Annotated in this window: 9 protein-coding genes and 1 pseudogene; 2 read left to right on the forward strand and 8 right to left on the reverse strand. The window is 64.3% G+C overall.

What is annotated here, in order from left to right; translation table 11 throughout:
• Together D7X32_RS46375 and carB are read left to right on the forward strand one after the other, a co-directional pair.
• Window positions 1–224: pseudogene (locus D7X32_RS46375) on the forward strand (hypothetical protein); the annotation flags it as partial.
• Window positions 225–335: 111 nt separating this feature from the next.
• Entirely contained in the window at window positions 336–3,587 is a 3,252-nt protein-coding gene (gene carB / locus D7X32_RS37245) for a carbamoyl-phosphate synthase large subunit (RefSeq protein WP_120607284.1), read from the forward strand.
• A gap of 45 nt (window positions 3,588–3,632) precedes the next feature.
• Here the strand turns inward: carB and D7X32_RS37250 are convergent, their stop codons facing one another.
• From D7X32_RS37250 to D7X32_RS37275, 8 genes are all read right to left on the reverse strand, one after another.
• Entirely contained in the window at window positions 3,633–4,355 is a 723-nt protein-coding gene (locus D7X32_RS37250) for a hypothetical protein (RefSeq protein WP_147450413.1), read from the reverse strand.
• A gap of 26 nt (window positions 4,356–4,381) precedes the next feature.
• A complete protein-coding gene (locus tag D7X32_RS45155; RefSeq protein WP_147450414.1) occupies window positions 4,382–5,077 on the reverse strand; it encodes a hypothetical protein in 696 nt (231 codons plus the stop codon).
• 149 nt (window positions 5,078–5,226) lie between these two features.
• A complete protein-coding gene (locus D7X32_RS37255) occupies window positions 5,227–6,321 on the reverse strand; it encodes a hypothetical protein (RefSeq protein WP_120607286.1) in 1,095 nt (364 codons plus the stop codon).
• A gap of 269 nt (window positions 6,322–6,590) precedes the next feature.
• Window positions 6,591–8,498: a T6SS phospholipase effector Tle1-like catalytic domain-containing protein gene (locus D7X32_RS37260; RefSeq protein ID WP_147450415.1), complete on the reverse strand. Its 1,908-nt coding sequence runs from the start codon at window positions 8,496–8,498 to the stop codon at window positions 6,591–6,593.
• Window positions 8,482–9,072 carry a DUF3304 domain-containing protein gene (locus tag D7X32_RS37265; protein WP_120607288.1) on the reverse strand — a complete coding sequence of 197 codons (591 nt, stop codon included), beginning with the start codon at window positions 9,070–9,072 and terminating at the stop codon, window positions 8,482–8,484. The genes D7X32_RS37260 and D7X32_RS37265 overlap by 17 nt, the downstream gene beginning before the upstream one ends.
• 162 nt (window positions 9,073–9,234) lie before the next feature.
• Window positions 9,235–9,426 (reverse strand): LysM peptidoglycan-binding domain-containing protein, encoded by a 192-nt coding sequence (locus D7X32_RS45160; protein ID WP_147450416.1) that lies wholly within the window; start codon window positions 9,424–9,426, stop codon window positions 9,235–9,237.
• A 49-nt stretch (window positions 9,427–9,475) separates the two neighbouring features.
• The gene (locus D7X32_RS37270; RefSeq protein WP_147450417.1) at window positions 9,476–10,114 is read right to left on the reverse strand and encodes a DUF6695 family protein; all 639 of its coding nucleotides are present in this window, start codon (window positions 10,112–10,114) and stop codon (window positions 9,476–9,478) included.
• 44 nt (window positions 10,115–10,158) lie between these two features.
• Window positions 10,159–15,702 (reverse strand): choice-of-anchor D domain-containing protein, encoded by a 5,544-nt coding sequence (locus tag D7X32_RS37275; RefSeq protein ID WP_147450418.1) that lies wholly within the window; start codon window positions 15,700–15,702, stop codon window positions 10,159–10,161.
• Window positions 15,703–15,762 lie beyond the last annotated feature (60 nt).

Here is a 15,762-nt window from a genome sequence, read left to right on the forward strand (position 1 = left end):
GTTTGAGATTGAATGGCCTGACGGCGACGGGCCTGGCGGCGAACGCCTTCAAGACCTGGTTCGACCAGGATCCCGCGTCGGCGGACATGGTGATGCGCTACGTGGCGAAGTGCTCGATGGCGGCGGGAGCGGTGTCCTGGGCGAGGGAGGGCGCGGAGAGAAGGACGAGCAGGGCCAGGGGCCAGCGACGCATGAAACCTCCGGAAGGAAGCGCGGCAGCGTAGCAGAGGACGCCGGGCCGGGGTCCTCCGAGCGGGCAGGCATCGGACGGTCTCTTCGGATGCCACAACGCACCGCGTGCATGTGGCGGCGGACGTTGGTATGGGGGGCGCCCGATGCCCAAGCGTACCGATATCCGGAAGGTTCTCGTGATTGGCTCGGGCCCGATTGTCATCGGGCAGGCCGTCGAGTTCGACTACTCAGGCACCCAGGCGATCAAGGCGCTTCGGGACGAGGGCGTGGAGGTGGTGCTGCTCAACAGCAACCCCGCCACGGTGATGACGGACCCAGAGTTCGCGCACCGCACCTACATTGAACCCATCACCGTGGAGGCGGCGGAGAAGATCCTCGCCGCTGAACGCCCGGACTCCCTCCTGCCCACCATGGGCGGGCAGACGGCGCTGAACCTGGCCAAGGCGCTCGCGGAGAGGGGCATCCTGGAGAAGTACGGCGTCCGGCTCATTGGCGCCTCGCTGGAGGCCATCAACAAGGCCGAGGACCGCCAGCTCTTCAAGGCGGCCATGCAGAAGATTGGCGTGGCGCTGCCCAAGAGCGGCTACGCGACGACGCTCACGGACGCCATGGCGCTGGTGGAGGAGATCGGCTTCCCGGCCATCATCCGTCCGTCCTTCACGCTGGGCGGCACGGGCGGCGGCATCGCGTACAACCGCGAGGAGTTCGAGGCCATCTGCCGCTCGGGCCTCAAGGCGAGCCCCACCTCCACCATCCTCGTGGAGGAGAGCGTCCTGGGCTGGAAGGAGTACGAGCTGGAGGTGGTCCGCGACTCCGCGGACAACGTCATCATCATCTGCTCCATCGAGAACCTGGATCCGATGGGCGTGCACACCGGTGACTCCATCACCGTGGCGCCCGCGCAGACGCTGACGGACCGCGAGTACCAGCGCATGCGGCAGGCGTCGCTGGCCATCATCCGCGAGATTGGCGTGGACACGGGTGGCTCCAACATCCAGTTCGGCATCCACCCGGGCGACGGCCGCATGGTCGTCATCGAAATGAACCCGCGCGTGTCGCGCTCCAGCGCGCTGGCGTCCAAGGCGACGGGCTACCCCATCGCGAAGGTCGCCGCGAAGCTGGCGCTGGGCTACACGCTGGATGAGCTGCGCAACGACATCACCCGCGACACGCCGGCCTCCTTCGAGCCGACGCTGGACTACGTGGTGGTGAAGGTGCCGCGCTTCAACTTCGAGAAGTTCCCCAAGGCGGACCGCACGCTGACCACGAGCATGCGCTCGGTGGGCGAGGTGATGGCCATTGGCCGCACCTTCCCCGAGGCGTACATGAAGGCGCTGCGCTCCATGGAGCTGGGGCGCGTGGGCCTGGAGTCGCCGGAGCTGCCCTCGGAAAAGGAAGAGCGGCAGAAGGTGCTGAACGAGGGGCTGCGCGTGCCCCGGCCGGAGCGCCCGTGGTTCGTGGCGCAGGCGTTCCGCGAGGGCATGACGGTGGAGCAGGTGCACCAGCTCTCCGCCATCGACCCGTGGTTCCTGCGGCACATCGAAGCGCTGGTGCACGAGGCGCAGTCGCTGGCGGACATCGGCCGCCTGGATCACCTGGCGGACGACGTGCTCCGTCAGGCGAAGGCGCACGGCTTCTCCGACAAGTACCTGGGCAACCTGATGGGCTACCCGGAGGCGGAGGTGCGGGCGCACCGTCACTCGCGCGGCATCCGTCCGGTGTTCAAGCGGGTGGACACCTGCGCCGCGGAGTTCGAGGCGTACACGCCCTACCTGTACTCCACCTACGAGGAGGAGGACGAGGCGCCCCCCACGGACCGGCAGAAGGTGCTGATCCTGGGCAGCGGTCCCATCCGCATCGGCCAGGGCATCGAGTTCGACTACGCGTGCGTGCACGCGGCCTTCGCGCTGCGCGAGGCCGGGTACGAGACGGTGATGGTCAACTGCAACCCGGAGACGGTGTCCACGGACTACGACACGTCCGACCGCCTCTACTTCGAGCCGCTGACGATTGAAGACGTGCTGGAGGTGTCCCAGCGCGAGAAGCCGGTGGGCGCCATCGTGCAGTTCGGCGGGCAGACGCCGCTGCGCCTGAGCGTTCCGCTGGAGCAGGCGGGGCTGCCGATCCTGGGCACGTCGCCGGACGCCATCGACCGGGCGGAGGACCGCGAGAAGTTCTCCAAGCTCATCGAGAAGCTGGGGCTGCTGCAGCCGGAGAACGGCGTCGCGCGCAGCCACGCGGAGGCCTTCAAGGTGGCCGAGCGCATCGGCTACCCGGTGATGGTGCGTCCGTCGTACGTGCTGGGCGGCCGGGCGATGGAGACGGTCTACGACGCGTCCAGCCTGGAGCGCTACATGCGCGAGGCGGTGAGCGCGTCGCCGGAGCACCCGGTGTTGATTGACCGCTTCCTGAAGGACGCCATCGAAGTGGACCTGGACCTGGTGGCGGACCGCACGGGGCAGGTGCTGATTGGCGGCGTGCTGGAGCACATCCAGGAGGCGGGCGTGCACTCGGGTGACGCGGCGGCGACGCTGCCGCCGCACTCGCTGTCGCCGGACCTGGTGGAGCGGATGAAGGACCAGGCCATCTCCATGGCGCGCGAGCTGGGCGTGGTGGGGCTGATGAACGTGCAGTTCGCCATCCAGGGGAAGAACATCTACATCCTGGAGGTGAACCCGCGCGCCAGCCGCACGGTGCCGTTCATCTCCAAGGCGACGGGCGTCCCGATGGCGAAGATTGCCGCGCTCTGCATGGTGGGCAAGACGCTGAAGGAGCTGGGCCGCACGGAGGAGCCGGAGTTCCGGCACGTGGCGGTGAAGGAGAGCGTCTTCCCGTTCGCGCGCTTCGCCGGAGTGGATGTGATTCTGGGCCCGGAGATGAAGTCCACGGGCGAGGTGATGGGCCTGGCCGAGGACTACGCGTCCGCGTTCGCGAAGAGCCAGCTGGCGGCGGGGGTGAAGCTGCCCAAGAGCGGCCGGGTGTTCATCTCCGTGAAGGACGAGGACAAGCCGGCGGTGGTGGACCTGGCGCGCCGCCTGCGGTCGATGGGCTTCAGCCTGACGGCGACGGCGGGCACGCACGACTACCTGCTGACGAAGGGCATCGAGTCGCAGCGGGTGCAGAAGGTGAAGGAGGGCCGGCCGAACATCGTCGACAAGATCGTCGACGGGGAGATCGTGCTGGTCATCAACACCACCTTCGGCAAGCAGGAGATCGCGGACAGCTTCTCCATCCGCCGTGAGGCGCTGATGCACTCGGTGCCGTACTACACGACGGTGCAGGCGGCGCGCATGGCGGTGGGCGCGCTGGAGTCGCTGAAGCGCTCGGACCTCGCGGTGAAGCCGTTGCAGGCGTACCTGTACGGCGACGCGGGCGTGCCTCCGGCGCGGCGGTAGCAGTCGTCAGGCTTCGCGGCCCCTGGGAGTCCCGGGGGCCGCGAGTCAGTCCTGTGTTGCCTGTTCATCCACGGGCAGGAGCCGGCAGCACCAGATGACTCCTGAGCAGTCATCGACCCGCTGCTCTCCAGGCTCGCAGGTCACTGGATGGCAGAATCTGCCATCCAGTGAGGGAAGCTCTTCCCCGTCAATGACGTCCTCGGGAGACCCGCGGGAGTCGGCGCGGCGCTTGTCCAACGCGCAAGCCGCGACGCGTCTGCAGGATGCCTCGTCGAACGAAGGAGGCCAGGGCCCGCCCAGGAAGTCCTCGGGGGCGTAGCGGTCCTCGGGAAGGTCGCCGGTATACGTCAGCATCTCCGCATCGAGGGCGCCGGGTGAGGCGCACCGTTGCACGGGGCCCCAGGGCTTGAAGTCGAGCACCTCGAACTCAGGGAAGCTGGCGCACTCCTGAAACTCACGGACCTTGCCTGTAAAGCGTCCGCGGACCAGGTACCGGCCCTGTTCCCAGACATTGCGGCGCAGCCGCTCGTAAGGCTGGTTTGCCCCCACGGGCAGGACCCGCTTGAAAGGGCCTGCGTCCGACTTTGAAAGATTCAACAGGACCACGTCGCAGTCCGAGGTCCGCTCCGCGAAGTACTCTGGCACCACCTCCGGCGCATTGGGCGGAGTGGGCATGGACCTGGACGGGGCCAGTGTGAGGTAGGAGTAGAGGCCCACAATCCCGATGCCAAGGAGCGCCACGGCGGTTGGAAGCAGTCGTGGCTTCATCGGAGGTGGAGGCTAACTGCTGCTGCCTACTGTTGGAGCCAAATGACAATGACCGTGCCTGCCATGGGGGTAGGTGCCTCCGCGCATAGCGCAACACGGCCGGAGCTGGCGTCGTGAAGAAATCCCTTGGGGGTGAGCCGGTACGCAGGGAGACCGTGCTTTCGTTGGAACGCCTCCAGCATCATTTCTGCACGGTGCGTCAAGGCTAGGGCTTCCTTTGGCGGCACGGCGTCCTTGAGATTCAAGGGGCGTCCCGTGCCGCGGCCATAAGTCGCGCAGGAGAGGCTATTGTTGGCCTTCGCACCGTCAGAAATGTTCGTGGAGCCCGTATAGACAGAGACGAAGCCGTCGCTTGTGTGAGCGATCTTGACCACGCGTTGAACGCTGCCCTGCCCATCAAGCGTTGCCCTCTCGTCCCGGGTTGGTGCAAGGGCAATCAGCTCGCGCTTGGTGCGTAGATCCTGTAGCCCGTCCATGCAGGACTGCTTCTCGCAATGGCTTACAACCGAGACATCGCCCGTTCGCTCACGCACACCGCCAGTGGGCTGCTCGCGGGAACGAACCAAGGCGGTGCTGGGAATAGGACTGGGTGGGGTGGGCGCGAGCTCATCGAGACTGACGAGACTCACCTCGTCAGGAGGGGAGGGTGCACCTCCATCCTTTGACAGAGAGGTTGGCCCCGGCACGGTTTCGATTTTCGGCTTTGGATTCTCCGCCGTCATGGGGAGCCCCGCATCCTTGGCGGCTTCCACTGACTGGACGCCTGCGTCTTGAGTCTCCGCGGAGATGGGACGATGACATCCGATGAACCACGCAGTCATCCCCACAATGATAGCGCGCAACGCGCGCTGCTTGAGTCGGAGAGGATATCTCATGTGTTTCCCACCTTGAGTGTCCCCTTGGCCCCAACGCGCCCCATGACTTCATTGCGGTAGGTGTGGGCGTCGGCTCCACTGCCATTGAATGCGCGAACTGCCTCCGGCCACGTACGACTCCTGGCATTCAGGGAGACGTATTTCTGGAAGAGCCAGCGAACGCCGGTCCGAATCCAGAATGCATAGTCTTCGTGCAGGTCTCTTGCTGGGGTCTCCATGAGGTTCTTGTCGGCGGTATCACGGTACACGAAGAATTCCCGCATCGCCTTGGGAATGGCTCCCCCATTCCATGCGTAGAGCTCAGACTCCGTCTTTCCCTTCTTTTGATTCTCCCTTACAGCTTCAGGGAGTTTGTGTTTGATGAAGATGGCTGGCGCCATCTCTTCCATCATGATGAGTTGCTGGTGTGCGGAACTGTCGACTGACTGCATGAGGTTGAAGCGGGACTTGACGGGATGTGTCTTCCCTCCGTTCCAAGTGTAAGGAGGAAGTTCCAGATGTCTGCCGGAAGTCCCCATCCGGGTCTCTTGAAAAATTATCGACTTGACGATGTTTGGATCGATCTTCTTTTCGGGTTTGATTTTTGCTTCGTAGTGCTTGACCCAGGTGCTGATGGTTTGATCGAAGCGGTTGTACATTGTTTCTCGGACGAGCATTTGGCCGAGGGTATGCAGGGTGCTGGAGAGGACTCCTTCTCGCCTCCCTAGCTCGTGCTGCAGCGGCTGGAGTTGCTTCTCCCAGTAGTCGTGATTCTTGGCGTACTTGCCTTCGTCCTTTTTCCATAGCTCAAGCGCAATTCTCTGGTCATTCACTTGCTTCTGGCACTTCTCTACCTGGGCCTGCTGGCCCTTCAAGCCTACGGTATATTGCTGTATCCCGGCGACCGGCGCCGTGACTGGAGCCAAGATGTATTTCGGCACGGTGATGGCGCCTTTGTGGAACGGGCTCTTGTAGTTGATAGACACGCCCAGGGTCGTTGGCGGCCAATCTACAACTTCCACGATGCTCCCCAATGGGATCTTGGCCCATGCGGTATGTAGCCTGAATTTCAGGCCCTTCATCTCTACAGTCATATCATCAACCGTGATCATGGCTGTTTCCTGCCGAGTGGTTCGGCGGTGAGCATAGTCGAATTGGCGGCAAAGGTCCTGCACTCGGTGGCCAGAGGGCGTAGCCGACCGGCCACCGGCATGCCGTGAGGGATTGCAGGGGCGCAGCGGACGCTTCTGGGGATGGCGAAGCTGGGCACGCTGCGGTCGTGGGTCTACCGCAAGCGATGAGCTGGAAGGAGCGAGGTAATAGAAGATCGCCAGCCCGATGCCGAGCACTTCCGAGGCCAGTGCCCCACGACCGGACGCTGCTAGCCCAGCGTGGAGTCTTGCAGCGCGCTCTGCAGACCCCGGGGCGCGGCCTTCCCGTTGTTGGCGTATTCGAGCTTGTCGTCACCGCCCGTGTAAACGACGCGCGGGTCGGACGGCAGCGTCGCATCGCCAGCGAAGCCGGCGAGTGAGTCGTGCACGTAGGTGTCGAAGAACGCGATGATCTCCTCATCCTTCAGTCCCTTGCCGGTGGACTCCGCCTCATAGGCCGCCAGCAGCGCGCGATAGTGCGGTCGCAGCGTGTCTCGCCCCTTCTTCTGGGCGAGCTGCTGGAGCGCCTGGGCGTCCCTCAGGAGCTGCGCGTCGTAGATGCTCGAATTCTTCACGAACGAGCCATCCGTGCTGGGCATCGTGTCCAGGAGGGACTTCTTGGCAAGGTACTGGTCCTCTGCCTTGCGCGCGAGCTCCACCTCCTGCGCGTACATCTGCTGCCCTTCGCTGGAAATCCACGCTCCCGAGTCCTGGAGTGCCCACGCTGTTCGCAGGTGGTTCTTGGACTCGGTCTTCAGCCTGTTGGTGGTCTGGGTGAGCTTGTTGCTCTCGGTGGCCCAGAGCGGCTCGTAGGAGGCGAGCACTGCCTGGTCCGCGGTGGGCTTGCTCGCGCCGCGGGCTTTCTGGTTGAGCAAAGCCTTGCGCAAGCGCCACTGGTAGTAGTGCTTCATGTGGGACAGCAGCATCACGCCCACCGGCTTTCCTCCCCAGCCCGCGCTTTCCATGTAGTGCTTGAAGCGGCGGTGGAGTGTCGCGAACGCGGCCTTGCTGGAGGGGTCCTCTCCGAAGTCCTTCTGCTTGAGGGGCAGGGGACTGGCCGCCTCCAGTGGCACCCCGGCCTTGATCGCCTCGGTCCGCATCGTCCTCAGGGGAATGAGGCTCAAGAACGAGCCGGCCGCCGTGCTGCGAGCCCCCTCTCCCAGGCGATAGCCGCCGCCGACGTCCGAGTGCGCTCCGGGGTAGACAAACTCACGGCAGTTCTTCGGATAGCTCCTGCCCTGAAGGACGCTGTCCAGGGGGAAGGAGTTGCGGATTTCGTGGGCCGCCACCATGTGGACGCAGTCTTCCACCATGGCCGGGATGCGGAGGTCGTCCGCCCAGGCCACGTGGCCATCCGCCCAGCCTGACGCAGGATCCGCGCCGGGCGCGCCACCGGAAGCGAAGGCGATGCTGGCGGGCGTGCTGCCATAGGAGTGGCGGCTCTTGAGGGCCTGCTCCAGGTTCAGGACGCCCGTGGACAGGTCTATGGCCTGACCGTTGTTGGTGCTCATGGGCATGCCCACCGATGCCACGGTGTCGAAGAGGCCCATGAAGTACAGGCGGACAGGATGCGGTGTTTTCTTGTGAGTCAGACTCCAGCCACCGGCCTGACTCCCGATGCATTTATCAGCCACGAGCCGGGCGAAGGCACGCGCCAGCGCAGCTCCGCGAGAGAAGCCGAAGAGCGCCAGATGAACCGGCCGGCCCTTGCTCAGGTCGAGCACCTCCTCCAGCTTCTTCATCGCCCAGTCGAGGCGATCCGAACCCCTATCGCCGAAACCCAGGCTCAGCTTCTCGCCGCCAGGGTCGCCAATGTCCTTGAAGCGGGTTCCGATGCCAGGGAGGTAGTAGCTGAAGACCCCCGTGACGGAGCTGGTCTCTGCGTGGGCACGGAACAGGCGCGCGACATTGCTGTGTTCCTCGGTGCCGAGGTCCGCGTCCAGGTTGTTCCCGGTGCCGTCGAAGAAGAAGGAGACCTTGATGGCCTGCGGCGCGGGGGCTGGGACGCTCTGCGGAGCCAATGACGTCTTGACGCTGGGGGCACGCGCCGTGCCCTCCGTATCGACGTCCGCCAGACAGGCCGCCTGCATCAACCTCTTGGGAGACTGCTGCTTGCCCTGCTCATGGGTCGTCGCCATCACGGCACCTCGCTGACTGCTCGTCCTGGACCGAGTTTCCAGCGGCCTTGCGCCTGCCCACGTCCACCCGGTCGAGCTTCAACTTCAAGTCTGGGTAGCCTTCCGTGACTTCAGCCTCGATGTGTCCATCCGGGAAGAAATGCACTCCGAGATGCTGGGGGTTAGCGGTAGCAACCCCCGCGAGCTGCACGGCCTTCTCACACCAGCGCTTCCGGTCCCGTGTCCATCGAATGGTCAGCTCCACGGGGAACTTCGTGCCAGGTGAGAGCCCCACACAGCAGGCCCCCTTGCCGCCACCGCTGGTGGTCGAACTGACCGCGAGGTCACCTCCGCCCTGTCCGTTCACCTCGAAGGTGTCGATGGCGAGGTCGGTGTAGTTATAGCCGTTGATCTCCAGCGAGACGGGCTTCGCGAGGGCGGCGGCCTCCTCGCGCGTCGGGGGAGGGAGTTCCACCGGCTTCGTCTCCGGCACTGGCTGCTTGCAAGAAGCGGCCAGGAGGAAGAGTCCCAGCCACGCGTCGCCGCGGAGACTCCACGCGGAGGGCCGTTCATGAGCTTTGGAGATCGTCGCCATTGAGCGGGTTTACCCGGTTGCCCCTGTTCTTTCCACCACATGGCCGAAAGGGCGCGCACGCGCGCGTTGTTGTCGGAGGGCTGAATCATCGCAGTGCGCGCTCACGGCCGAAGTGCCTATCGTCGGGAGTGACGAAGCGGATGGCGGAGTGGCTGAACTTGCTCAGGGGGTTGTGAGTCCCTGCGCTTTGAGTGCCGCCACCATGGCCATGACACGTCGTTTCTGGTCCGAAAGGATCTCCTGAATGACGTCGACCTCACCACGGAACGTGCGCCCTTCCTTCGAGGTGTCGTGGCGCGCTGCTATCTCGGAAAGCGTATCGCCAGCAACAACCCGACAGGTGATGTCAGGCACGATATGTCTCGGAAATGCCAGCATGGGATGGTGCGTGAGCGAAGGGGGCTCACGTGTTCTTGGTCGTCAGTTTATTGTTTTCCACCGTGTAGATTGTTTCCTCGGTGTCGGCATTCTCGACGTTCCCCTTCGGGCTTGGCGTGACGTTGGTCCAGACATCTGCAACGACAGTCAGGGGGGCGTCTCCCTTGATGATCAGGTCTGCAACAAATCGGGCGCAATTGGTGCCGTTGTACTTGAAGGGACCATAGGGGGTCTCTCCTTTTGAGCGCAGGTCTTCTGCGAAAGCGACCATCTTCTGGTAGCTGCCACCTTTGCAGACAGAGGCGATCATCTTTCCATAGTCAGAAAACAAGCTGTTTCCTGCGATGGAAAGGAGGATTTTGTCGATGTTGCAGATGTCGCCAGAGAGGTCGAGCTTCGCGTCAGGGACTGACAGCGAGTGAGTGACGCTACAGCGCACGATCCCCTTGTCCTTGTTCTTCCCGTACCGTCCGTAATCGTAGTACTTCGTTGTTCCTTTTTCCCCGTCAACGAGGATGGCCCCGGCATGGCCCGCCTCGATGGTGCCGTCTTTAGCGCCCATGATGCCTGTTTTTTCGACCCATCGCGTCCCAGGTGTCAGACGAACACGTTTGTTGGGCCAGGCGATAACAATGATGATGTCTTTGTTTTTGGGTGTTGGCATTGGGCGGTGATGGGGATTGGGTGGTGGCTTGGTGGGTTTGTGTTTCAGTGGCCAGGGAGCGAATGAGTGGACGCAGACCGCGCCCTTTCACGCCGCCCCTGACGCGCCAGCCCCAGGCCCAGCAGCAGCAGCAGGGCCAACGCCGCGCCCCCATCCCCGCTGGTTCCACAGGCGCAGCCGCCGCCCGTGCCGCCCAGGGTCCTGGCCTGCCCCTTCAGCGTGAGCGAGGCCTCCGCCGTCGTCTCTCCTCGCAGGCGCAGCTTCAGCGTTCCGTCTGCGGGGCCTCCCACCTCGCCGCGGAAGGTGACACCCACGGTCGTCTGCGCTCCTGGCGCCAGTTCCGCGTCCAGGGCGCTCGCGTCGATTTGGAACGCCGGGTTGGAATTTCCCACCACGCTCAACCTCGCCGGCGACGCGGACTGATTGGTGAGCGTCACCGTGCGCGGCGCGCTGGTGGCGCCAATGTCCACCCAGCCCAGATCCAGATCCATGGGCTCGATGGTCAGGTAGCTGGCCACCGTCACACCCGACAGCGCCACCAGCGCCGCGCGCTCCTGGTCCTTCGTGCCCAGGACCAACGTCGCCTTCGCCGTGCCAATCACCGACGTGTCGTACTTCAGCTCCAGCGTCAGGGAGTCACCCTGGGGCAGCGCACGGCCCTCCGCTCCCAGGTTGGGGGAGACCACCATGAAGCTCGTGGCCTGGGGGCCTTCTACCTTGGGCTGCATCAACACCAGTTCCTGGGTGCTGTCGTTGGTGAGCACCACCTTTGTCGTCACCGTGTCCGATTGGCGCACGGTGCCGAAATCCAGCGAACGGTTGAGCGCTCGGAACACCGTGGAGAGCCCTCGACCCGACAGCGACACCTGTGCATCCGGGGACTCAATGTCGTTCGTTACGACCAGAAGGGCGGCCTTGGACGTCACATCCGGGCGAGGAACGTACTTGATGAAGATGTCCTTCGACTCCTGCGCTGCCAGCGCGAGCGGGAGCGTAGGCGCGGACTCGATGCTGAAGTGAGATGGCTCCGAGTTCTCCGCCACACCGATGATCTCCACGCCTTGAACCTGCAGTGGCTGGAGCGACTCATTGGTGATTCGCACGGAACGGACCGCCGAGGCGGAGGACTCGGCCACTCGCGCACCAAACTCCAGCGAGGGCGTGGAAAGGCTGAGCTGGTTGGTCCGGCCGCGGCCTGCCAGCGTCACAAGAGTGATGCCCGCCTGGCTGTCGTCAGAGGTGATGCGCAGGACCGCGTTGAAGCGCCTTTGTGCGTCGGGATGGAACTGGAGAGGCACGTCCAGGATCCCCCCGCGCACCAATGACACGGGCAGCTTGAGGTCCGGGAGGATGAAGGCCTTCGCGTCTTCTCCATCCAGACTGATGTCCTGGATCGTGAGCAGGCTCTTATCCGAGTCAGAACCGCCGTCGGTGCCCGCATCCGCGCTTCCGCCCGGCGCCACGTGGGTCAGCCGCAGGCTGATGAAATCCGAATTCGTGTTCACCCGTGTGCCTCCGAAGTCGAGTGAGCCATCGAAGGTCTTGCCGTCCTTGCGTGTCACCTCCATGCGCACGGAGGTGGCCACGGCCTGCAGTGTGAACGGGACCTGTCCCGCCCCCTTCACGTTCAACCTGGCCGTCGCCGACCTCGGCCCCGCAGTCGTTCCCAGCGGGCGGAAACGCAGCTTGAGCTGGCCACTTTGCCCCGCAGGCACATCCAGGGATTGGTCCACCGCGGTGAACTCGCTTCCCCCTGAGTCGAAGACCACCGAGACGGACGCGGCCGTGAGACTTGAATTGGTGACCGTCAGGAGCCTGTCCTCGGACGAACCGAAGTTCACCGAGCTGAAGTCGACCACCGTGGAGGGCAACGTCACACTCCCCACGCCTTCCACTTCCAGTTGAACGAGGTTGGGTGTCGTCTCGGCATTGCTCACAATGGTGAGCGTGCTGGTGCGCTTGCCTCGATCCGTAGGCTTGGCAGCCACGTTGAACAGGTGTGATTCTCCAGGCTTCACGGTGAACCCCAGGAGCGATGCGGGGCAGTCGTTAGGCTTGGGGCTGGGTTCTGGATCAGGCCGCAGGCAGAACTCACCCGCGACGGCCACGGTGTCGACGACCAGGTCCGCCTTGCCGTCGTTCCTCACCACCACGATTTTTCCTGGCCCTTCGGTGTCCTTGGCTTGAGGCGCGAACTGGGGCGTGCCGCTTGGCAATGCCACCATTGGCACCGTTCCCCGTCCGGATACGTTGATGGGAAGGTCCGTGGCCTTATCGGAGTCACTCAAGACTCGCAGGACCGCGTCCGCTTGCAGCGTCGTTTCTGGACGGAAGGTGACTTCGATCTGCTCGAATTGATTCTGCTCGAGGATGATGGGGAAATACTTGCCCGCCGCCGCCGGCTTCACGGTGAAAGGCCCGCCGGCTGCCATCACGTTGCTGACGGTGAGCCTCGCGGAGCCGATGTTGCGAAGCGTGATGAACTGGGACCTGGAGGTCAGTCGTGGGACCTCCCCGAAGACAAGCTGATTGCTGCTCATTTCCAGTTTCGCGATGGCGGCCACGCCGGTCAGTTTGCGCTCAAGGGCATAGACCAGAGCTGGCGAGGTCTTGAGCTTGATCCGAAGGGTCGCGGAGAAGGAGCCCGTGCTCGTCGTGGGATTGAACACCAGGTCGATGCGGCGTGAGCCGCCATTCTTCGGGATGATGGTGTTCGGCCAACCGTCCACTGTCGCGATGAAGCCTCCTGCCCCTTCGACAGTGACGAACTCGATGTCGACCGGGACCGGACCGGGATTCGTGATGAGGAGCGAGGTTCCGCTGGTGGCGTTCAAGAGGGTGGCCGGGAAATTGATATCTCCTTCAGGGGCTGTCAGCTCCGCATCCGCGCCACGGCCAAGCAAGGGGAAGGTGCGGACCGTGACGACTCCCGTCGTTCCGCCCCGGTAGGTAATCTCCAAGGTGTCCTGATACTGCTTCCCCACCTCGACCGGCTGGAAGCTCACCTTGAATGGTGGCTTGCGCGTGGAGCCAGGGCCCAGCTCGGGTTCGGAGGATGTAATCGGATCCACGGAGAACGCCGAGCCTGATTGCAGCACGCGGATCGAGGTCACCTTCAGGGATTCAGAGGCGCCACTGTGATTCATGAGCGTCAGGCTCTTGTCATCCACTTGGGTCTGGTTGACCTGCCCGTAGCCGAAGTCGATGGCGGGGACGCCAAATATGGCGTTGGGGCCATTGGAGTTGCCTTTGACGACGAGCACAGGTGGAAGTTGCCGGTCGTTCGTGGTGAAGAAGCGCAGGCGCGTTTCCAGGTCGCCCACGAATATCTGTGGGCGGAAGCGCACCTTCACCGTCGTGGAGTCATTCGGCTGAACCGTCTGGGGCAGGAAGTCGACGACCTGGAAGTACATGTCGCTGTCCGGGGTGATCCTCGACAGGAAGAGGGCCTGATTGCCAGTGTTGCGCAAGGTCACGTCCGCCAGGCGTTCGCCTCCGGGGGCCGCGTTCGGGAACACCAGCGTGTCATTGTCCAGCTTCAACTCCGGGGCGAGCGCCCGGCCAGTGATCGGTATGGGGGGCAGGGACTCGGTGGCATCCGATTGGAATTGGAGCGTGCGTGGGAAGGCTTCGCCCCAGGTGCTCGCGGCGAAGGTCACGGTCAACGGGGCGGTACTCCCTGGTGCGATGGTCAGGCCCGTGGCGGGAATGCCCGTGAGCGTGTAGGGCGCCAGGGTTTCAGGCGGCACCGGGAACACCTTGACGGGCCACGCCGAGGTGTTCTTGAGGGTCACCTGCCGGGTGAGTTGGGGCAGTTCACCTACCGCGTAGGGGTCAAAGTCGAGCCGGGTCGGGTTGACCTCCAGCTCAGTCCTGCGTGCGGTGCCCTTCAGGGGCACGTTGGTCACGCAGGAGGTCGCGGGGGAGGTGCCAAAGGTGAGCTGACCATGCACGTCGCCGGTATCAGTGGCGCCGGGTTTGAAAGTAATGAAGAGCTCCCGTCCCGCGGAACCTGGTGCCAGCGTGAACGCGGTGATGGGGTTCACAGTGAAAGCATTGCTGTCCGTCACCGTGGGCGACACCGTCAGCGCAACCGTCCCCGTGTTTCTCACCGTCACCTTCTGACTGGTTGCATTTCCGATCTCCTGTTCGCCGAAGTCGAACGAGAGGGGGACAATGTCCAGGCAGGGCGTGCTCGGCGTCGTGGTGCCCGACAGTTTGATCGATGGCGCCGCGGTGTCGTTGCTGTCGAAGGTCAGCGTGCCCTGCGTGACACTCGTTGCCGTCGGGTGGAACGTCAGCTGCAAGCGCTTGCTTTCGTTGGAAGCGAGGCTGAAGGCGCCCGAGGGGTTGACCTGGAACGGTGCGTCCAGGGGCACCAGCTCCATCGCATCCACGGTGAGCAGGCTGTCACCGGTATTCGTGACCGTGATCTCCTCGGGAGCGCTGCTGGCCCCCACCGCGGTCTGCGAGAAGGCCAATGTGGTGCGGTTCAGGCTCAGCTTCGCGGGGGACAGGCCCTGGCCGTAGAGCCAGGCGCTGGGCGGGGTGGGGCAGACCGACAGCTCGGGGGCCAGCTTGAGAATCCCCGTGAAGTCGCCCCCGAGGTTGGGGTTGAACGTCACGTCGAGCGTCTTCGAGCTGCCCGCGGGGATGGTCAGGTTCGCGTTCGGTACGCTGAAGGGCGCAGTGGCCGAGGGCTTCTGGGAGAATTGCTGATTACCCAGGTTGATCACCGTGACCGTGCGCGTCGTCGGTGTGTTCACCTTCTGGGCTCCGAACACCACGGACGACTGTCCGAGCACGAGCAGCGGACCCGTTCCCGAGCCGCCGAGCGTCACCGTCAGTATCTGCGCGTCCGGATCATCCGTGTAGAGGGTCAACTTCCCCTGGAAGTTGCCGGGCTGGCCCGGTGTGAAGCGCACCCGGATGTCGAGCTGGTTCGTGCTGCCCAGAGGCAACTGGGGCACGGTGCAGGGCAGTGTCTCGCAGCGGGTGCCCGCGGAGTCATACAGACCGATAAGGGTGAAGCCTCCGCTGATGCTCACATTGTGGATCTTGCGCGTCTTCGTGGAGGGATTGCGCAGCACGACCTGGTCCTGTCCCGGCGTGCATGCGTCCTGGCTGCCAAAGTCGATGGAGGTGTCTTCGAGATACAACGGGAAGTCCTGTGCGACCGGGCCCGCGTCGGAACTGCCTGCATCCGTGGCGCCAGCGTCAGAGGTACCACTGTCAGGCTCTCCGCCGTCTGAGGAACCTGCGTCGCTCCCGGCGTCAGATGTGCCTGCATCGCTGCCGGCGTCGGATGAGCCGGCGTCGCTGCCGGCATCAGCTGAGCCCGCATCTCCACCGTCCGCGGCTCCAGCGTCACCGGCGTCCGCCGAACCCGCGTCGCCACCGTCGGTGGAGCCTGCTTCGCCACCGTCAGCAGAGCCGGCGTCGCCGCCATCGGCGGAGCCCGCGTCACCGCCGTCGGCGGTTTCGACACGGGCCTTCCGGGTACCGAAGAGCAATGACTCGTCATCGTCCGGACCGCAGGCGGTCAGGACGCACAGCGCGGCCGTCAGGATGAGCAGGATGCGTTGCATGAGGCGACCTCAGTTCTCGGCGTGGAGGGCCGGGGCCTTGGCGGAAGAGGAGGGGGGAGG

Origin of the sequence: Corallococcus carmarthensis, from assembly GCF_003611695.1 — a bacterium.
GTDB lineage: Bacteria > Myxococcota > Myxococcia > Myxococcales > Myxococcaceae > Corallococcus > Corallococcus carmarthensis.